Origin of the sequence: Streptomyces sp. NPDC051207 (assembly GCF_040682395.1) — a bacterium.
Classification (GTDB): Bacteria; Actinomycetota; Actinomycetes; order Streptomycetales; family Streptomycetaceae; genus Streptomyces.
Window position 1 is genome coordinate 107,183 of sequence record NZ_JBFBAX010000017.1, and the last position, 14,669, is coordinate 121,851.

Here is a 14,669-nt window from a genome sequence, read left to right on the forward strand (position 1 = left end):
CCGGGTGACATCCCGGCCCGCGGGTACCCGGGCAGCTCCCCGCAGTCGGCGGCCGAGAGGAGCGCAAGGTGAGCAGCGCAGCGGGCAGCAGGATCGTGGTCACGGGTGCGACCGGCAACGTGGGCACCAGTGTGGTGCGGCTGCTGTCGGAGGATCCGGCGGTGGGCTCCGTCCTGGGCCTGGCCCGGCGGATACCCGACTGGTCGCCCCCGAAGACGGAGTGGGCGGCGGTCGACCTCTCCTCCCAGCACGCCGATCTCACCCCGGAGTTCGCGGGCGCGGACGCCGTGGTGCATCTGGCGTGGGCGTTCCAGCCCACGCACGACCCGGCGGCGACCTGGCGCACCAACGTCCTCGGGTCCATCCGGGTGTTCGAGGCGGTCGCGGAGGCGGGCGTGCCGGCGCTGGTGCACGCGTCGTCGGTCGGCGCGTACTCGCCGGGGCCCAAGGACCACGCGGTCGACGAGTCGTGGCCGACACACGGCTGGCCGGACGCCGCGTACTGCCGGGAGAAGGCGTATCTGGAGCGTGCCCTGGACGCCTTCGAAGGGCAGCACCCCGAGATCCGGGTGGTGCGGATGCGGCCGGCGTTCCTCTTCAAGCGGGAGTCGGCGAGCGAGCAGCGGCGGATCTTCGGCGGCCGGTTCCTGCCGGGGCCGCTGGCCCGTCCCGAGCTGCTGCCGTTCCTGCCGGACATCCCGGGACTGCGGGTGCAGGCGCTGCACACCGACGACGCCGCGAACGCGTACCGCCTGGCGGTGCACTCGGACGTGCGGGGTGCGTTCAATCTGGCGGCCGATCCGCCGGTGGACGCGGAGCTGCTGGGCGAGATGCTGGGCACGCGCCGGGTGCGGCTGCCGCGTTCGGCGGCCCGGTCGGCGATCGCCGCCGCGTGGGGGCTGCATCTGCTGCCGGCCTCGCCCCACCTGTTCGACGCGGTGCTGCGACTGCCGCTGATGGACTGCACGCGTGCGCGTGCCGAACTCGGCTGGCGTCCGGTGCGCACGTCCACCGAGGTGCTGGAGGAGTTCCTGCGCGGTATGCGGCAGGGCGCGGGTGCGCGGACGGAACCGTTGCGGGGCCGCAAGGTCGGCTGACCGCGACAGCGGAAGAAGCCCGCCGCCCCGGCGATGGCGGGGCGGCGGGCGAGTGGTGGTGCGGTCAGGCCGAGGGCTCGTCCGGAACGGGCTGTTCCGGGTTGCTTCCCGACTGCTGCGGGGTGCCCTCCCGGCCCGTGCCCGCCTCGTCGGTGTCGGGGACGTCCCCGGAGGACGTCTCCTCGCCCTCGTCGGCCTTGTCGGCGGCGGTGTGCCCGGGGGGCCCGGCGGGCACCTCCCAGGGGTCCTCGTCGGCGTCGGCCTGCTGATCCGGCATGTCCCGCGGAATGGGCTCACCGGTCGCGGCCGTCTCGTGGCGGTCGGCCACAGCGCGCTCCTTCCGTCGTGCGATCACCGGCGGGTACCGCCGCGTCCGGCCGCGAAACCTCACTGCGGCGCGCGCTCGGCCAGCGCGGTGCGCCACGCGGGCGGCGGGCCCTCCGGGACCGGCTCGGCGCGGCGCCCGCCCCGGGCGAAGAAGTCGGCGAGCGGCAGGACGGCGGCGCCGACGGTGACCGCGTCGGGGCCCAGCCGGCCGAGGTCGATGGTGACCTTCTCGGCCGGGTGCCGCAGTGCGTAGGACATGGCGTGGCGGCGTACGGCGGGCAGGAAGCGGGTGCCGAGCTGGAGGCCCGCCCAGCCGCCTATGAGGATGCGCTCGGGCTGGAAGAGGTTGATCAGGTCGGACAGTCCGGCGCCGAGGTACTCGGCGGTCTCCTCCAGGACGGCGAGCGCGACGGGGTCGGCCTTCTCTCCCCCGGCCGGGTAGGCGGCGGCGAGCATGGCGGTGAGCGCGGTCTCCTCGTCGGTGTCGGCGGGCGGGCGTCCGCCCTCCTCGCCCCAGCGGGCGAGCAGGGACTCGGCGCCCGCGTACGCCTCCAGGCAGCCGAGCGCGCCGCACCGGCAGCGCCGGCCCCTGACCCGCACCGTCAGGTGGCCCCATTCGACGGCCCGGCCGTACTCCGCCTCGGGGGTGACGAGGCAGGCGCCGACGCCGGAGCCGAAGAGGACCACGAGCGCGTTGCGGGCGCCGCGCCCGGCGCCGAACCACATCTCGGCCTGGCCGAGGGTCTTGGCGCCGTTGTCGATGAAGTACGGGACGGTGCCGGGCAGGTGGGAGCCGGTGCGCAGCAGCGCCTCCAGCGGCACGGCGTCCCAGCCGATGGTCTGGCCGTGCACGACGGCGCCCCGGTCGGCGGTGCGCTCCACGATGCCGGGTACGCCGATGCCGACGCCGAGGAGCCGGTCGGGGGCGATGTCCGCGCTGGTGAGGACCTCGGCGATGCCGGCGCGGATGTGGTCGACGATGACCTCGACGTCGTAGCGCTGCGGGGTGAGGGGGCGTTCGGCGCGGGCGAGTTCGTTGAGGGCCAGGTCGAAGAGTTCGACGCGGACGCGGGTCTCGCCGACGTCGACGCCGATCATGTGGCCGCTGCCGGGCGCCACGCGCAGCAGGGTGCGGGGCCGGCCGCCGTCCGAGTCGACGCTGCCGGCCTCCTCGACCAGGCCGTCGGCGACCAGGTCGGCGACGACGTTGCTGACGGAGCCGGAGCTCAGTCCGGTGGCCGGGCCCAGTTCGAAGCGGCTGAGGGGACCGTCGAAGTAGAGCCGTTGCAGCACCACCGTGCGGTTGGCCCGTCTCAGGTCGCGTACCGTGCGTCCGTTCCGCCCCGCCATGTGGCTCCTTCCACCCTGCCCGACCTGCAACATACCCTTGCGGGGCGCCTCGGCGCGACTTTCTCCACCCCCTTAATTCACGACGTGAACTTAGCAGGGAAGACCCCTGCTCCCACGCCGCCGCGTGCCGGGGAAATTCAGTGGCCCGCCCGGTCCGGGCTCTCTACCCTGAAGGGAACCTAGGACCCCTAGGTTTCGTTTCACGCATCCTCAGGAGCCACCCCGTGAGAGCCCTCACCGAGCAGGACGTCCGCACTTCCTTCATCAACTGCTCGAAGGGGGAGGCCAGGCGTCTCGCCGTGCCGCGCGACCTCGGTGAGCTGCCCTGGGACGACCTCGACTTCCTCGGCTGGCGCGACCCCGGGGCGCCCGACCGGAGCTACCTCGTCGTGGAACGCGACGAACGCCTCGTCGGCGTGGCCATGCGTTTTCAGCCGGCGCAGCGCGGCTTCCTGCACCGCAGCATGTGCTCACTGTGCCTGACCACCCATCCGCGCGGCGGCGTCGCCCTGATGACCGCGCGCAAGGCGGGCCCGGCCGGCCGCGAGGGCAACTCGGTCGGCGCCTACATGTGCACCGACCTGGCCTGTTCGCTGTACCTGCGCGGCCGGAAGGTCCCGGAGACCGGCGCCCGCTTCGAGGAGAGCCTCACCCTGGACGAGCGAATCGCCCGCACGACCGGCAACCTGTGCGCGTTCCTCGACAAGCTGACCGCCTGACCGCTCCGCCCGCCCGCCGGGGGAAGGCCCCGCGCGGACGGCTGCCGTCCTGGCCGAATACGTTCGACGTGCCGGTCGGCGGGGAACAGCCCACAGGATGCAAGTGGTACGTGAGTGGACAACGCGCGTCCTGGAGTTCGTGAAGCGGCGTCGCGACCCCGTGGTGGACCAGACCCTGCGGTCGGCCTTCGCGGCGACGGTCTCGTACGTGATCGCGCTGCGGCTCAGTCCCGAGGCCGCCCCGCTGACCGCGCCGCTGACCGCGCTGCTGGTCGTCCAGGTCACCCTGTACGCCACGCTCACCACCGGCTTCCGCCGCGTGAACTCGGTGGTCACCGGTGTCCTGGTGGCGATCGCCTTCAGCCTGCTGGTGGGTCTGACCTGGTGGAGCCTCGGGCTGTTGATCGTGGCCTCGCTGGTCGTCGGGCGGATCGTGCGGGTGGACGAGTTCGTGCCCGAGGTGGCGATCAGCGCGATGCTCGTCCTCGGCGTCACCGCCCACGGCGACACGGCGTGGGCCCGGGTGGTGGAGACGCTGATCGGCGCGTTCGTCGGGCTCGCCTGCAATCTGCTGCTCGCGCCGCCCGTGTGGGTGGAGGAGGCGGGCGCGTCCATCGAAGGGCTGGCGCGCCGGCTGCGGCAGCTGATGCTGCGGATGGGTGAGGAGGCAGCAGGCCGTACCCCGGTGGACCGGGCGGCGGCGCGGCTGCACGAGGCACGCCGCCTCGACCACGACATCGTGGAGGTGGACGCCGCCCTCCGGCAGGCCGAGGACAGCCTGCGGCTCAATCCACGCGTGCGTGAGGGCCTGCTGCACCGGGTGGTGCTGCGCACCGGCCTGGACACGCTGGAGATCTGCACGGTCGTCCTGCGGGTGCTGGCCCGCACCCTCACCGACCTCGCCAAGGAACGCGAACCCGACCCGCTGTTCCCGCCCGAGACGGGCGCGGCGGTGGAGCAGTTGCTCTCCGAGGTCGCGGACGCGGTGGTGAGTTTCGCGGTGCTGGTCACCACCAGCGCCAGCTCGAACGCGGAGTCCGCCGAGGAACGCCTCGCCACCGAGCTGCGGCAGGCCGCGGCGACCCGCGACAGGCTCGCCCGGCTGCTGCTGGAGGAGGTGCGGCGCGACGCCCGCCACTGGCAGCTGCACGGCGCGGTGCTGACCGAGGTGAACCGCATCCTCGACGAGATGGACACCGAGCACCGGTCGCAGCGGCTGCTGGAGGAGCTGGACCGCAACGCGCGCGAGCAGCGCGAGAAGCTGCCCCGGCTCACCGCGCTGCGCGAGCGGCTCGGCCGGAACCGCGCGGGTACCGCCGCTCGTCTCCGGTGACGGACCCGGCCGGGGACGACCGGCGGGCGACGCGCACGGGTCCGCGGCACACGAGGGAGGGGACGTCCGGATGACCGACGGCACGGTGCGGATCGACGGCACCACACTGCGGCTGCCGGGGGGCGTGGCGGTGCGGTTCATCCGCACGCTGCGCCTTCCGGAGACCGGTACGCATCCGCTGCCGCCCGGGCTGGGCGAGTTCCCGGTCCGCCGCGTCGGCGACTTCCCCGGCACGGTGCCGCCGCAGTGGCTGGCGCGCGGCGGGGTGATGCTGCCGGTGTACCTGCGCGAGGCGATGTGGCTGAGCTTCGCCGGCACCACGGAGCCGGCCGCGCTCCAGGTCGGCGTCGGCAAGGTGTGCGCGGTCTCGGGCCGCCCGTGGAGCGACCGGCTCTCGGACCGGCCGCAGAACTACGTCGTGCTGCCCCGCCAGCCCTGGCTGGACGGCATCAAGTCCGGCAAGGGCACGGTCCGCCAGTTCGTGGCGGTGCCGCTGGGCCTCGGGGCGAGCGTCGAGGGCCAGGTCACCGGCGAGGAGACGTGGGGCGGGGTGCAGCTCCAGACGTTTCCGCTGAACGACCGGGAACTCGCCACGTGGCGCGCGCAGCGCGCGCAGGAGGAGCGGCTCCGCGCCGTGCGGGCCCGATCGATGCCGCAGCCCGGCTACGGCGCCGCGATGCCCGCGGTGCCCGCCGCCGCTCCGGCGTACGCGGCGGCCCCGGCAGCCGCCCCGCGCGGCGGTGCGGCGATGGGCCTCGGCGTCGGCGGTTCGATGCGGCAGGAGGTGTACAAGGACGACCGCGGGCCGGGCGACTGGGCCGAGCGGCCCGCGGGCCGGGTGTTCGTGCACCTGGTGACGCCGCCCGAGTGGCGCCGCATCACGGGCGAGGCACCGCCGCCGTCGCCGGTGGACCGCGCCACGTACACGCGCGCGGGGCTGCCCTGGTTCGACTACTACGACGAGGACGCCGAGGACGTCGACCCGACCGTCACCCTGCGGGGGGTGCGGCCGGTCGGGGACTGGCTCGGGGACGACCACGAGCCGTGGCAGCCGCCGGTCCCGCAGCAGATCGAGCCGCTGGGGGACGCGCCGGGCAAGGTGGTCGGGGACGGGGACTGGTAGCGCGAGCGGGCGGCTCGGACAGCGGAGCTGTCGGCATGGCCGATGTCCGTGCAGGTGTTTGCGTCGGGTGGGCGTTCCGCGACAAGGTGGCTGTCACGGCCGGACGAGTGACGACCCGAGGGGCGGACATGGTTGATGGTGGCTGGAGCAGGCGCCGGTTTGTCGGCACGCTCACGGGATCGGCCGCCGCGGCGGCGCTCCCGGCGGTGACGGGCTGCTCGGACTCCCCGCAGCCGGCGGACGCGCCGGCCGATTCGCCGGCCCTCGCGGCGAGCACGAGCGGCCCGGGCAAGGCCCGCGGGCCCTCCGGCCCCCGCCCGCTCTACATCGGCACCTACACGTCGGCCGAGGGCGGCGGCAAGGGCGTCGGGCTCGCCACGTACGACGCCGCCACGGGCCGGGTGACCGGCGGCGGGACGCTGTCCGGGGTCGGTGACCCGTCGTACCTCGCGGTGCATCCCGACGGCCGGACGCTGTACGCGGTGAACGAGCGCGAGGACGGTGCCGTGACCGCCGTGCGGCTGTCCGACCGCACGGTCCTCGGCAGCCGCGGTACGGGCGGGTCGGCCCCGTGTCATCTGTCGGTGCATCCCAGTGGCCGCTGGCTGTTCAGCGCCAACTACGGCACCGGCAGCGTGGCCGTGCACCCGGTCGGCGCGTCGGGGGCGCTCGGGCAGCGCACGGACCTGGTGACGCACTCCAGTCCGGCGCCGGGCCCGGGACAGCAGGGTCCGCACGCCCACCAGATCGTGACCAGTCCCGACGGCGGGCACGTCCTCGCCGTCGACCTGGGCACGGACACCGTGTACAGCTACCGGCTCGATGAGCGGAAGGGCACGCTCCGCGAGGTGTCACGGGCGCGGGCCCGGCCCGGCGCGGGGCCGCGTCACCTCACCTTCCATCCGGGCGGGCGGCACGCCTATCTGGCCAACGAGCTCGACAACACGGTCGCGGTGTGTACCTACGACGCGGACAGCGGCCGGCTGACGGTCGGCGACGCGCAGCCCACGGGCAGCGGGCCGGGCACCAACTACCCGGCGCAGATCGCCGTCACGCCCGACGGGGCGTACGCGTATCTGGCCAACCGCGGGCACAACAGCCTCGCGCGGTACGCCGTCGAGCGGGACGGCGCCCGGCTCCGGCTGCTGGACACGGTGCCCGTCGCCGGTGACTTCCCGCGGCAGATCGCCCTCTCCCCCGACGGGCGGCTGCTGTTCGCGGCGAACCAGAAGTCCGGCACGGTCAGCGTGTTCCGCGTGGACGCGGCCGGCGGCCGGCTGGAACTCGCGGGCAAGCCGTTCGCGTCACCCGTCGCCGTCTGCGCGCTGCCGCTGTAGGGCGCGCGGGCAGGAGGCGGCACTCGCCCGCGACAGCAGCGTGTGCACGCGCTCCGTGAGCTGCGCGACGTCGTCCGCCGGCCGGTGGAACGGCAGCCGTACGTCGCCGTGGGCGCGGGCCCGTTCGACGCGCAGCGTGAGTCCGTACCGGTCCACGGCGAGCGGCCGCACGCGCACCGCGCCGTACAGGCTGCCGCGGTCCACGAGCCGGGTGAGCTTCTCCACGACGTCGGCGTGGCAGTCGGCGAGGTGGGTGAGCAGCCGGGCCTCGGCCCCGGCCAGCGGATCGGGCGCGGCGGCGGCGAAGTCGCCGAGGCCGACCACCTCGGCGCCGGTGGGCCGGCGCAGCACCACGCGCGCCGGCCGGAAGGCGAGGTGGTCCTCCTCCAGGGCGCACCGGCCCGCCAGCCACAGCCGGGCGCGGATGCGGTGGCGGACCGGGACGGGCGCGACGTCCGCGAACTCCAGCACGGCGGACGGCTCGCCGCGCGGCGCGCAGATCGCCGCCGCGAGCAGGGTGCTGTCGTCGGACACGCGCAGCAGCACCCGGCCGTCGTCGGCCATGGTGTGCGCGCCGACGAGTTCCTCCCGGCCGCCTTCCGCGGTCACCGCGCAGGACCATGCCGTCGCGAGCACCGAGCGGGCCTGTTCGGCGGCGGTAGGCGCGGCCGTCCAGGTGGGGCTGTCACCCATCGAAACCTCCTTAGGTAAGCCTTGCCTAACCTAGCGGACATCCGGGCGCGGGCCAACCGGGCACGGCGAGCCGGCCCGGCCCGTCAGACGGAGACGACGCCCAACAGGGCGCGGGCGCACAGGTCGCGCACCTGGCGCCGGGTCAGCTCCGAGCCGCGCAGCCACTCCAGGCAGACCGCCGTGGTGAACGCCAGCCAGCCGCGCACCGCCAGCCGTACGTCGGGCCGCTCCCCGTGCACCGGGCCGAACCCCGGGTCGGCGGCCAGCGCCGCGAGGATCTGCCGCTCCTGCGCGGCCAGCGCCCGCCGGTAGACCCGGCGCACCGCCTGGTCGCCCGCCGCGTCGGCGCGGTGGAAGGCGCGGTAGCCGTGCGCGTGGGCCTCGACGTACTCCAGGTACGCGTCCAGTCCGGCGGTGAGCTGCTCACGCACCGGGACGCCGGGCACGGCGGCGGTCAGCCGCAGCATCCGCTCGCTCTCCCGCTCCACGACCCCCGCGAAGAAGTCCCGCTTCGTCGGGAAGTAGTGGTACAGCAGTCCCCGGGAGACGCCGGCGATCTCGGCGACCTGCTCGATCCAGACCTCGTCGTAGGGGTTCTCCGAGAACAGCCTGGCCCCGACCGACAGCAGCTGTTCCCGGCGCTCCCCCGTGCTCAGCCGGCGGCGCGTGCGCTCCCCCTGGTTCGCGGCCATGCCCGCACTTTACTTGACGCCGGTTCAACAGCCGGACAAGACTGAGGCACGTTGTTGAACCCGCGTACAACACGCCTGTGGGGCATCGACGTGCCGCTGGATCGAGGGAGATCGCGTCATGGCGCAGACGACCGGGGCCGGACTGCCCAAGGGGTTCCGGGACGCCCGGCAGGGCTGGCCCGAGCTGCACCGCATCCCGCACCCGCCGCACCGGCTGCCGCTGCTCGGTGACGTGGTGGGCGCGAGCGGGCGCACTCCCGTGCAGGACTCCGTGCGGTTCGCGCGGCAGCTGGGGCCGATCTTCCGGCGCAGCGCCTTCGGCAAGGAGTTCGTGTTCGTCTGGGGCGCGGATCTGGTCGCGGACCTCGCGGACGAGGCACGGTTCGCCAAGCACGTCGGGCTCGGCATCGCCAACCTGCGGCCGGTCGCCGGGGACGGCCTGTTCACGGCGTACAACCACGAGCCCAACTGGCAGCTCGCGCACGACATCCTGGCACCGGCGTTCAGCCGGGAGGCCATGGCCGGCTACCACCCGATGATGCTGTCCGTCGCCGGGCGGCTCATGGACCACTGGGACCGGGCAGCGGCGGCGGGCCGCTCGGTGGACGTGCCGGGCGACATGACGAAGCTGACCCTGGAGACCATCGCCCGCACCGGCTTCGGGCACGACTTCGGCTCCTTCGAACGGGCCCGGCCGCACCCCTTCGTCACCGCCATGGTGGGCACCCTGCGCCACGCGCAGCGCCTCAACACCGTGCCGTCGCCGCTGGCCCCGCTGCTGCTGCGGCGCGCGAGCCGCCGCAACGCCGCCGACATCGACCGCCTCAACCGCACGGTGGACGACCTGGTCCGCGAGCGGCGCGCCCACGGCGGCGGGAAGGGCGACCTGCTCGACCGGATGCTGGCGACCGCCCACCCCGGGACCGGCGAGCGGCTGTCGGCGCAGAACGTGCGCCGACAGGTCATCACCTTCCTGGTCGCGGGCCACGAGACCACCTCCGGCGCGCTGTCCTTCGCGCTGCACCACCTCTCCCGGCACCCCGGGGCCGCGGCCCGCGCCCGCGCCGAGGTCGACCGCGTCTGGGGCGCCACCCCGGAACCGGGCTACGAGCAGGTCGCCAAGCTGCGGTACGTGCGCCGGGTGCTGGACGAGTCGCTGCGGCTGTGGCCGACCGCGCCCGGCTTCGCCCGGGAGGCGCGCGAGGACACCGTGCTGGCGGGCGAGCACCCCATGCGGCGCGGCGCGTGGACACTGGTGCTGACGCCGATGCTGCACCGGGACCCCGGGGTGTGGGGCGCGGACGCCGAGGCGTTCGACCCGGACCGCTTCGAGGCCGGCGCCGTGCGCTCGCGGCCCCCGCACACCTACAAGCCGTTCGGGACGGGCACGCGTGCCTGCATCGGCCGGCAGTTCGCCCTGCACGAGGCCACCCTGGTCCTCGGCCTCCTGCTGCGCCGCTACGACCTGCGCCCCGACCCGTCCTACCGCCTGCGGGTCACCGAACGCCTCACCCTGATACCCGGGGGACTGCGCCTGCACCCCGAACGCCGTTCCCCGGCCCGGTCGTCGGACGACGCACCGAGCACCGGAAAGCCCCGGTGAACGCGCAGCGAGACCGTCGGACCCGTCGCGCAGGAAGGACCGCGGCCGGCCCGCCCCCTCACAGCTCGTTCCGGGCCAGGGACAGGAGGCGGTCGAGGACGCGGGGGCCGTCCGTGCGCAGGGCGTCGTGTTCGAACTCGTCGGTGACCCAGGTGCGCAGGCCACGGATCGTGCGGGCGGTGGCGAGGGAGTGGGCGGCGTCGACGTACATGTCGTCGTGGTAGACGGCCGCCGCGACCGGCACCTCGTTGGCGGCGAGCCGGGCGGGGTCGTACAGGGGCCGCCAGTCGGTGCGGGCGGCGAGGAGGTCCGCGGCCTCGCGCAGCGGGCGCAGCGCCGGGTCGCAGTCGAACATCCAGGGGTGCACGCTCTCGCCGGTGAACAGCAGCGGCCCGTCGCCCGCGAGGGCCTCGGCGGCGTCGAACTGCGGGAACTCGGCGCGGACCCGTTCGGCCGCCCACGCGGTGGGCCGCTCGTCCTGGGCGTAGATCGCCTCGTGGACGAGCGCGTACAGGGGGTGGCCCGCGTACGACAGCTGCGCCTGGACGTTTTCCCGGAAGGCGTCGGAGAGGGCCGGGCCGGAGGGGGTGCGGACGAAGGCGCCCTCCAGCAGGTGGTGCAGGCGGTGGGTGCCGTCGCCGGTGCCGAGCAGGGCGCCGAGGGACTGGAAGGCCTCGGCGGTGAGCCGGTGGCCGTTCGGCAGGACCACGTCCTTCGTGAGGAGGTGTTCGGCGATGCGCCGGGCGCGCTCGACGTCCTGCGGGTAGCGGGCGTAGTGCGCGGCGACCTTGCGCTCGATGCGCGGGTACGCCGCCCGGTACACGTCGTCGGCGTGGGCGTCGAGGGAGGGCAGGCCGCCGGTTGCCAGGGCGGTGCTCAGGCCCTCGGGGGCCAGCGACAGGTAGGTGACCGTGCAGAAGCCGCCGAAGCTCTGGCCGAGAACGGTCCAGGGGGCGCCGCCGGTCACCTCGCGGCGGATCAGCTCGCAGTCCCGGACGATCGAGTCGGCGCGGAACTGCGTGAGGTAGGCGGCCTGTTCGGCGGGGCCGCCGCGCAGCGGGAGCGTCTGGCGGTTGGCCGGCGTGGAGTGGCCGGTGCCGCGCTGGTCGAGGAGGAGGACGCGGTACTCGTCGAGGGCGCGGTCGAGCCAGGCCCGCCTGCCGGTGAAACGGTCCGCGCCGAAGCCCGGGCCGCCCTGGAGGTACAGCAGCCACGGCAGGTCCCGGTCCGCTCCGCCGCTCGCGACGACCTCGCGGGCGAACAGCTCGATCGTCTCCCCGGCCGGGTCGTCGTGGTCGAGGGGCACGGTGAACCGGCGGTCGGTCAGGACGACTCCGGGCTGACGGTAGCTGTCGGTCAACGGGGCTCCCGGGAGGGACGGTTTTTGCGGACCGTGCCCCAGTTCAGCACATGACCTGCGGCCGCGGGCCCCGGGGACGAGGGACATCGGCCTCGGCCCCGGGACCTCAGCGGGCGGACAGACTGGAGCGGCGGACCACCAGTTCCGGCTGGAGCACCACCCGGCGGTGCTCGTGCGGCTGGGCCGCGCCCTCCGTCTCGGTCTCCTCCAGCAGCAGCTCGGCGGCCATGGCGCCCATGGTGACGGCGGGCTGCCGGACGGAGGTGAGCGGGACGGCCGCCGCGGCGGCGAACTCGATGTCGTCGTAGCCGACGATGGCGAGGTCGTCGGGGACGCCGACCCCCGCCGCGTACATGGCCTGGAGCACTCCCAGGGCGAGCAGGTCGTTGGCGCAGAACACGGCCGTCGGGCGGTCCGCGAGGCCGAGCAGGCGGGCGCCGGCGTCCCGGCCCGCGGCGACGTCGAGGCGCTCGGTGGGCAGTTCGCGCAGCGCGTCCGGCCCGAGCCCCGCCTCGGCGAGCGCGTTCAGCGCGCCGGTACGGCGGTCGCGCACCTGGTTCAGTCCGGGCGGGCCGCTGACGTACGCGATGGAGCGGTGCCCGGCGTCCACCAGGTGGCGGACGGCGAGCGCACCGCCCGCCACGTCGTCGACGGAGACGGAGCACTCGGTGGCGCCCTCGGCGACCCGGTCCACCAGCACGAACGGGATGCCGTGCCGGCGGAACGCGGCGATGTTGCGGCCGGTGGCCTCGGCCGGGGTGAGCAGCACGCCGCGCACCCGCTGCTCGGCGAAGAGCGACAGGTACTCGGCCTCCTCGCTCGCGTTCTGGGCGCTGTTGCAGACCATCACGCCGAGCCCGGCCTCCCGCGCGGCCCGCTCGGCGCCGCGCGCGACGTCCACGAAGAACGGGTTGCCCATGTCGAGGACGAGCAGCCCCATGATCCGGCTGCGGCCCGCGCGGAGCTGCCGCGCGGACTCGCTGCGGACGTAGCCCAGCCGGTCGATCGCGGACAGCACGCGCGCCCGGGTCTCGGTGGCCACGGTGTCCGGGCGGTTGATGACGTTGGAGACCGTGCCCACGGAGACTCCGGCGGCGCGGGCGACGTCCTTGATACCCACCGAATGGGCCATCGGGCAGGGACCTCCAGGTCGGACGGGGAAGCGGGAGGGGCGGCGGGAAGGCCTTCACAGTACCGTCATGCCGCCCCGGAACGGCACGGTCAGGCGGGCAGCCGGAAGTCCACGACGTGCAGCGGCGAGGGGGTGGTGCCGCTGGAGCGCTCCTGGTACATCACCGACAGCACGCCGTCCTGGGCGACGCGGGTCTCGTCCACCACGACCTCGCCGAACGCGTTCAGGCCGGCGCCGTCGTACAGCAGCCGCCAGTCGCCGTACCCGGACGCCCTGGACGCTCCGGCGATGCGGCCGTACGGGAAGACCGCGTAGGCGTTGTCGTAGCGGTCCAGGACCAGTCTGGTGCGCTGGCTGGAGTTGAGCGGGACCGGGATCTCCGTCTTCTGCCAGCCGCCCGAGGCGGTGCGGCGGAGGTGGAAGGCGCGGCCGTTCGCGGTGCGGTCGGCCACGTAGTTCGTGGTGCACTGCCCGAAGCGGCCCGGGACGTAGCTGATGATCGCGTGGGGCCGGCCGGCGGAGTCGGTGGACTGGCTCTCCTGGTTCATCAGGGAGTGGTCCGGGTTCAGCGGGTCGGCCACGAGCCCCGGGTCGGTGACGGACACCTTGTCGGAGCCGCCCGTGACCCCGACGACGGTCCCGGCGGCGTTGCGCCAGGTGCGGCCCCGGTCGTCGGAGTACACGTAGCCGGTGTCGTGGTTGGTGATGCCGCCGCCGCTGCACATGACGGCGGCGTTCTGCTCTCGCCAGGTGAAGAAGGCGTGCAGCCGGCCGGCGCGGTCGTAGTCGATGCCGTGCAGGTACATGTTGCGGGCCGTCGAGGAGCCGTGCTCGCTGGTGTACGTGCCGGTGGAACCGCTCCACTCCCCCAGCGCCGTCCACCGGGTGCCGTCGTACTCGGCGAGCGCGTTGCGGCCGTTGCCGGACACGCCCGCCCGGTAGCTCAGTTGCAGGCGTCCCTCGGGGGTGGCGACGAACTGCGGATACGTGAACTGCGAGGTGAGCGCGAGGCCGTCGAGGGTGGACTGCGGGGCGCCGAAGCGGCTCGCGGTCCAGCTCAGCCCGGTGGGGTTGTCCAGGAGCCCGGCGACGGACTTGACGTAGGTGAAGCCGTCGCTGTGCGAGTCCATGTTCAGGTGCAGGCGGCCGTCGGACCGCGAGACGCCCATGGAGATGACGTTGTGCGAGTCGTTGTAGCGCAGCGTGTGCCCGACCCTGACGGTCTGCCAGGTGCTCGCGCCCAGGGCCCGGCGGGCGACGACGGCGTTGCGGTCCGCCGTGTACCAGGCGGCGTACTGGTGGCCCTTGTGGGTCAGCAGGCCGTTCTTCTGGAAGGAGTTGTTGTTGACCAGCCCGTCGTACGACACGAAGTAGATCGCCTGCGTGTCGAGGGTGGTGCGCCCGGTGCGGGTGACCGAGGGGCCGGGGTCGGCGGCCCGGGCGGTGCCGGTGCCGGCGAGGGCGGTGAGGAGCGTGCCGGCCAGGAGTGTGCGTCGTCTCATCGGAGCCCTCCCGGGCGAGTCTCAGGCGAGATGGAACACTTCGGTGAGCGGTTTCATGGCCTCGTCCGGGCGGGTGCCGTCGAGGGCCTCGAAGAACGGCGCCATCTCGGCCTGCCAGCGGGCGTTGACCTCGGTGGCCTCCATGCCGGCCTTCGCGGCCTCGAAGTCCTCGGTCTCCAGATAGCCGACGAGGAGGCCGTCCTCGCGCAGGAACAGCGAGTAGTTGTGCCAGCCGGTCGCGGAGAGCGCCTCGCGCATCTCCGGCCACACGGCGGCGTGCCGTGCGCGGTACTCGTCGATCCGGTCCGCACGGACCTTGAGCAGGAAACAGACGCGCTGCATGACGTGCCGCTCCTTCGCGGGAAGTCGGGGACAGGGGCCGGACGGGGACCCGGTGCACA

14 protein-coding genes are annotated in these 14,669 nt (G+C 74.3%); 6 read left to right on the forward strand and 8 right to left on the reverse strand.

The window, feature by feature from the left end; translation table 11 throughout:
- Window positions 1–68: 68 nt before the first annotated feature.
- Window positions 69–1,097 (forward strand): SDR family oxidoreductase, encoded by a 1,029-nt coding sequence (locus AB0M97_RS18560; protein ID WP_365961943.1) that lies wholly within the window; start codon window positions 69–71, stop codon window positions 1,095–1,097.
- Window positions 1,098–1,161: 64 nt separating this feature from the next.
- Here the strand turns inward: AB0M97_RS18560 and AB0M97_RS18565 are convergent, their stop codons facing one another.
- Together AB0M97_RS18565 and AB0M97_RS18570 are read right to left on the reverse strand one after the other, a co-directional pair.
- Window positions 1,162–1,425, reverse strand: a complete 264-nt coding sequence (locus tag AB0M97_RS18565) for a hypothetical protein (protein WP_365961944.1) — start codon at window positions 1,423–1,425, stop codon at window positions 1,162–1,164.
- Between the two features lie 59 nt (window positions 1,426–1,484).
- Window positions 1,485–2,774: an ROK family transcriptional regulator gene (locus AB0M97_RS18570; RefSeq protein WP_365961945.1), complete on the reverse strand. Its 1,290-nt coding sequence runs from the start codon at window positions 2,772–2,774 to the stop codon at window positions 1,485–1,487.
- Window positions 2,775–2,998: 224 nt separating this feature from the next.
- Between AB0M97_RS18570 and AB0M97_RS18575 the strand changes: the two genes are divergently transcribed.
- The 4 genes from AB0M97_RS18575 (at window position 2,999) to AB0M97_RS18590 (ending at window position 7,286) form a co-directional block, all read left to right on the forward strand.
- Complete coding sequence (locus tag AB0M97_RS18575) at window positions 2,999–3,493, forward strand: FBP domain-containing protein (RefSeq protein WP_365961946.1); 495 nt, start codon at window positions 2,999–3,001, stop codon at window positions 3,491–3,493.
- Between the two features lie 97 nt (window positions 3,494–3,590).
- Window positions 3,591–4,826, forward strand: coding sequence for an aromatic acid exporter family protein (locus AB0M97_RS18580; RefSeq protein ID WP_365961947.1), 1,236 nt, complete (start codon window positions 3,591–3,593; stop codon window positions 4,824–4,826).
- Window positions 4,827–4,896: 70 nt separating this feature from the next.
- A complete protein-coding gene (locus tag AB0M97_RS18585; RefSeq protein WP_365961948.1) occupies window positions 4,897–5,949 on the forward strand; it encodes a hypothetical protein in 1,053 nt (350 codons plus the stop codon).
- 128 nt (window positions 5,950–6,077) lie between these two features.
- Window positions 6,078–7,286: a lactonase family protein gene (locus AB0M97_RS18590; protein ID WP_365961949.1), complete on the forward strand. Its 1,209-nt coding sequence runs from the start codon at window positions 6,078–6,080 to the stop codon at window positions 7,284–7,286.
- On the opposite strand, the gene AB0M97_RS18595 is transcribed toward AB0M97_RS18590, so the two are convergent.
- Complete coding sequence (locus AB0M97_RS18595) at window positions 7,254–7,979, reverse strand: DUF2470 domain-containing protein (protein WP_365961951.1); 726 nt, start codon at window positions 7,977–7,979, stop codon at window positions 7,254–7,256. The two genes, AB0M97_RS18590 and AB0M97_RS18595, sit on opposite strands and share 33 nt — an antisense overlap.
- Before the next feature lie 83 nt (window positions 7,980–8,062).
- On the reverse strand, window positions 8,063–8,671 hold the full coding sequence (locus AB0M97_RS18600) for a TetR/AcrR family transcriptional regulator (RefSeq protein ID WP_365961952.1): 609 nt from the start codon (window positions 8,669–8,671) through the stop codon (window positions 8,063–8,065).
- Window positions 8,672–8,789: 118 nt separating this feature from the next.
- Here AB0M97_RS18600 and AB0M97_RS18605 point away from each other — a divergent pair, with 118 nt between their 5' ends.
- The gene (locus AB0M97_RS18605; RefSeq protein ID WP_365961953.1) at window positions 8,790–10,274 is read left to right on the forward strand and encodes a cytochrome P450; all 1,485 of its coding nucleotides are present in this window, start codon (window positions 8,790–8,792) and stop codon (window positions 10,272–10,274) included.
- 58 nt (window positions 10,275–10,332) lie between these two features.
- Here the strand turns inward: AB0M97_RS18605 and AB0M97_RS18610 are convergent, their stop codons facing one another.
- The 4 genes from AB0M97_RS18610 to AB0M97_RS18625 form a co-directional block, all read right to left on the reverse strand.
- Complete coding sequence (locus AB0M97_RS18610; protein ID WP_365961954.1) at window positions 10,333–11,634, reverse strand: alpha/beta fold hydrolase; 1,302 nt, start codon at window positions 11,632–11,634, stop codon at window positions 10,333–10,335.
- A 106-nt stretch (window positions 11,635–11,740) separates the two neighbouring features.
- Window positions 11,741–12,766, reverse strand: coding sequence for a LacI family DNA-binding transcriptional regulator (locus tag AB0M97_RS18615; RefSeq protein ID WP_365961955.1), 1,026 nt, complete (start codon window positions 12,764–12,766; stop codon window positions 11,741–11,743).
- A gap of 89 nt (window positions 12,767–12,855) precedes the next feature.
- Entirely contained in the window at window positions 12,856–14,268 is a 1,413-nt protein-coding gene (locus AB0M97_RS18620) for a BNR repeat-containing protein (RefSeq protein ID WP_365961957.1), read from the reverse strand.
- Between the two features lie 21 nt (window positions 14,269–14,289).
- Window positions 14,290–14,610, reverse strand: a complete 321-nt coding sequence (locus tag AB0M97_RS18625) for an L-rhamnose mutarotase (RefSeq protein ID WP_365961958.1) — start codon at window positions 14,608–14,610, stop codon at window positions 14,290–14,292.
- Window positions 14,611–14,669: the final 59 nt, after the last annotated feature.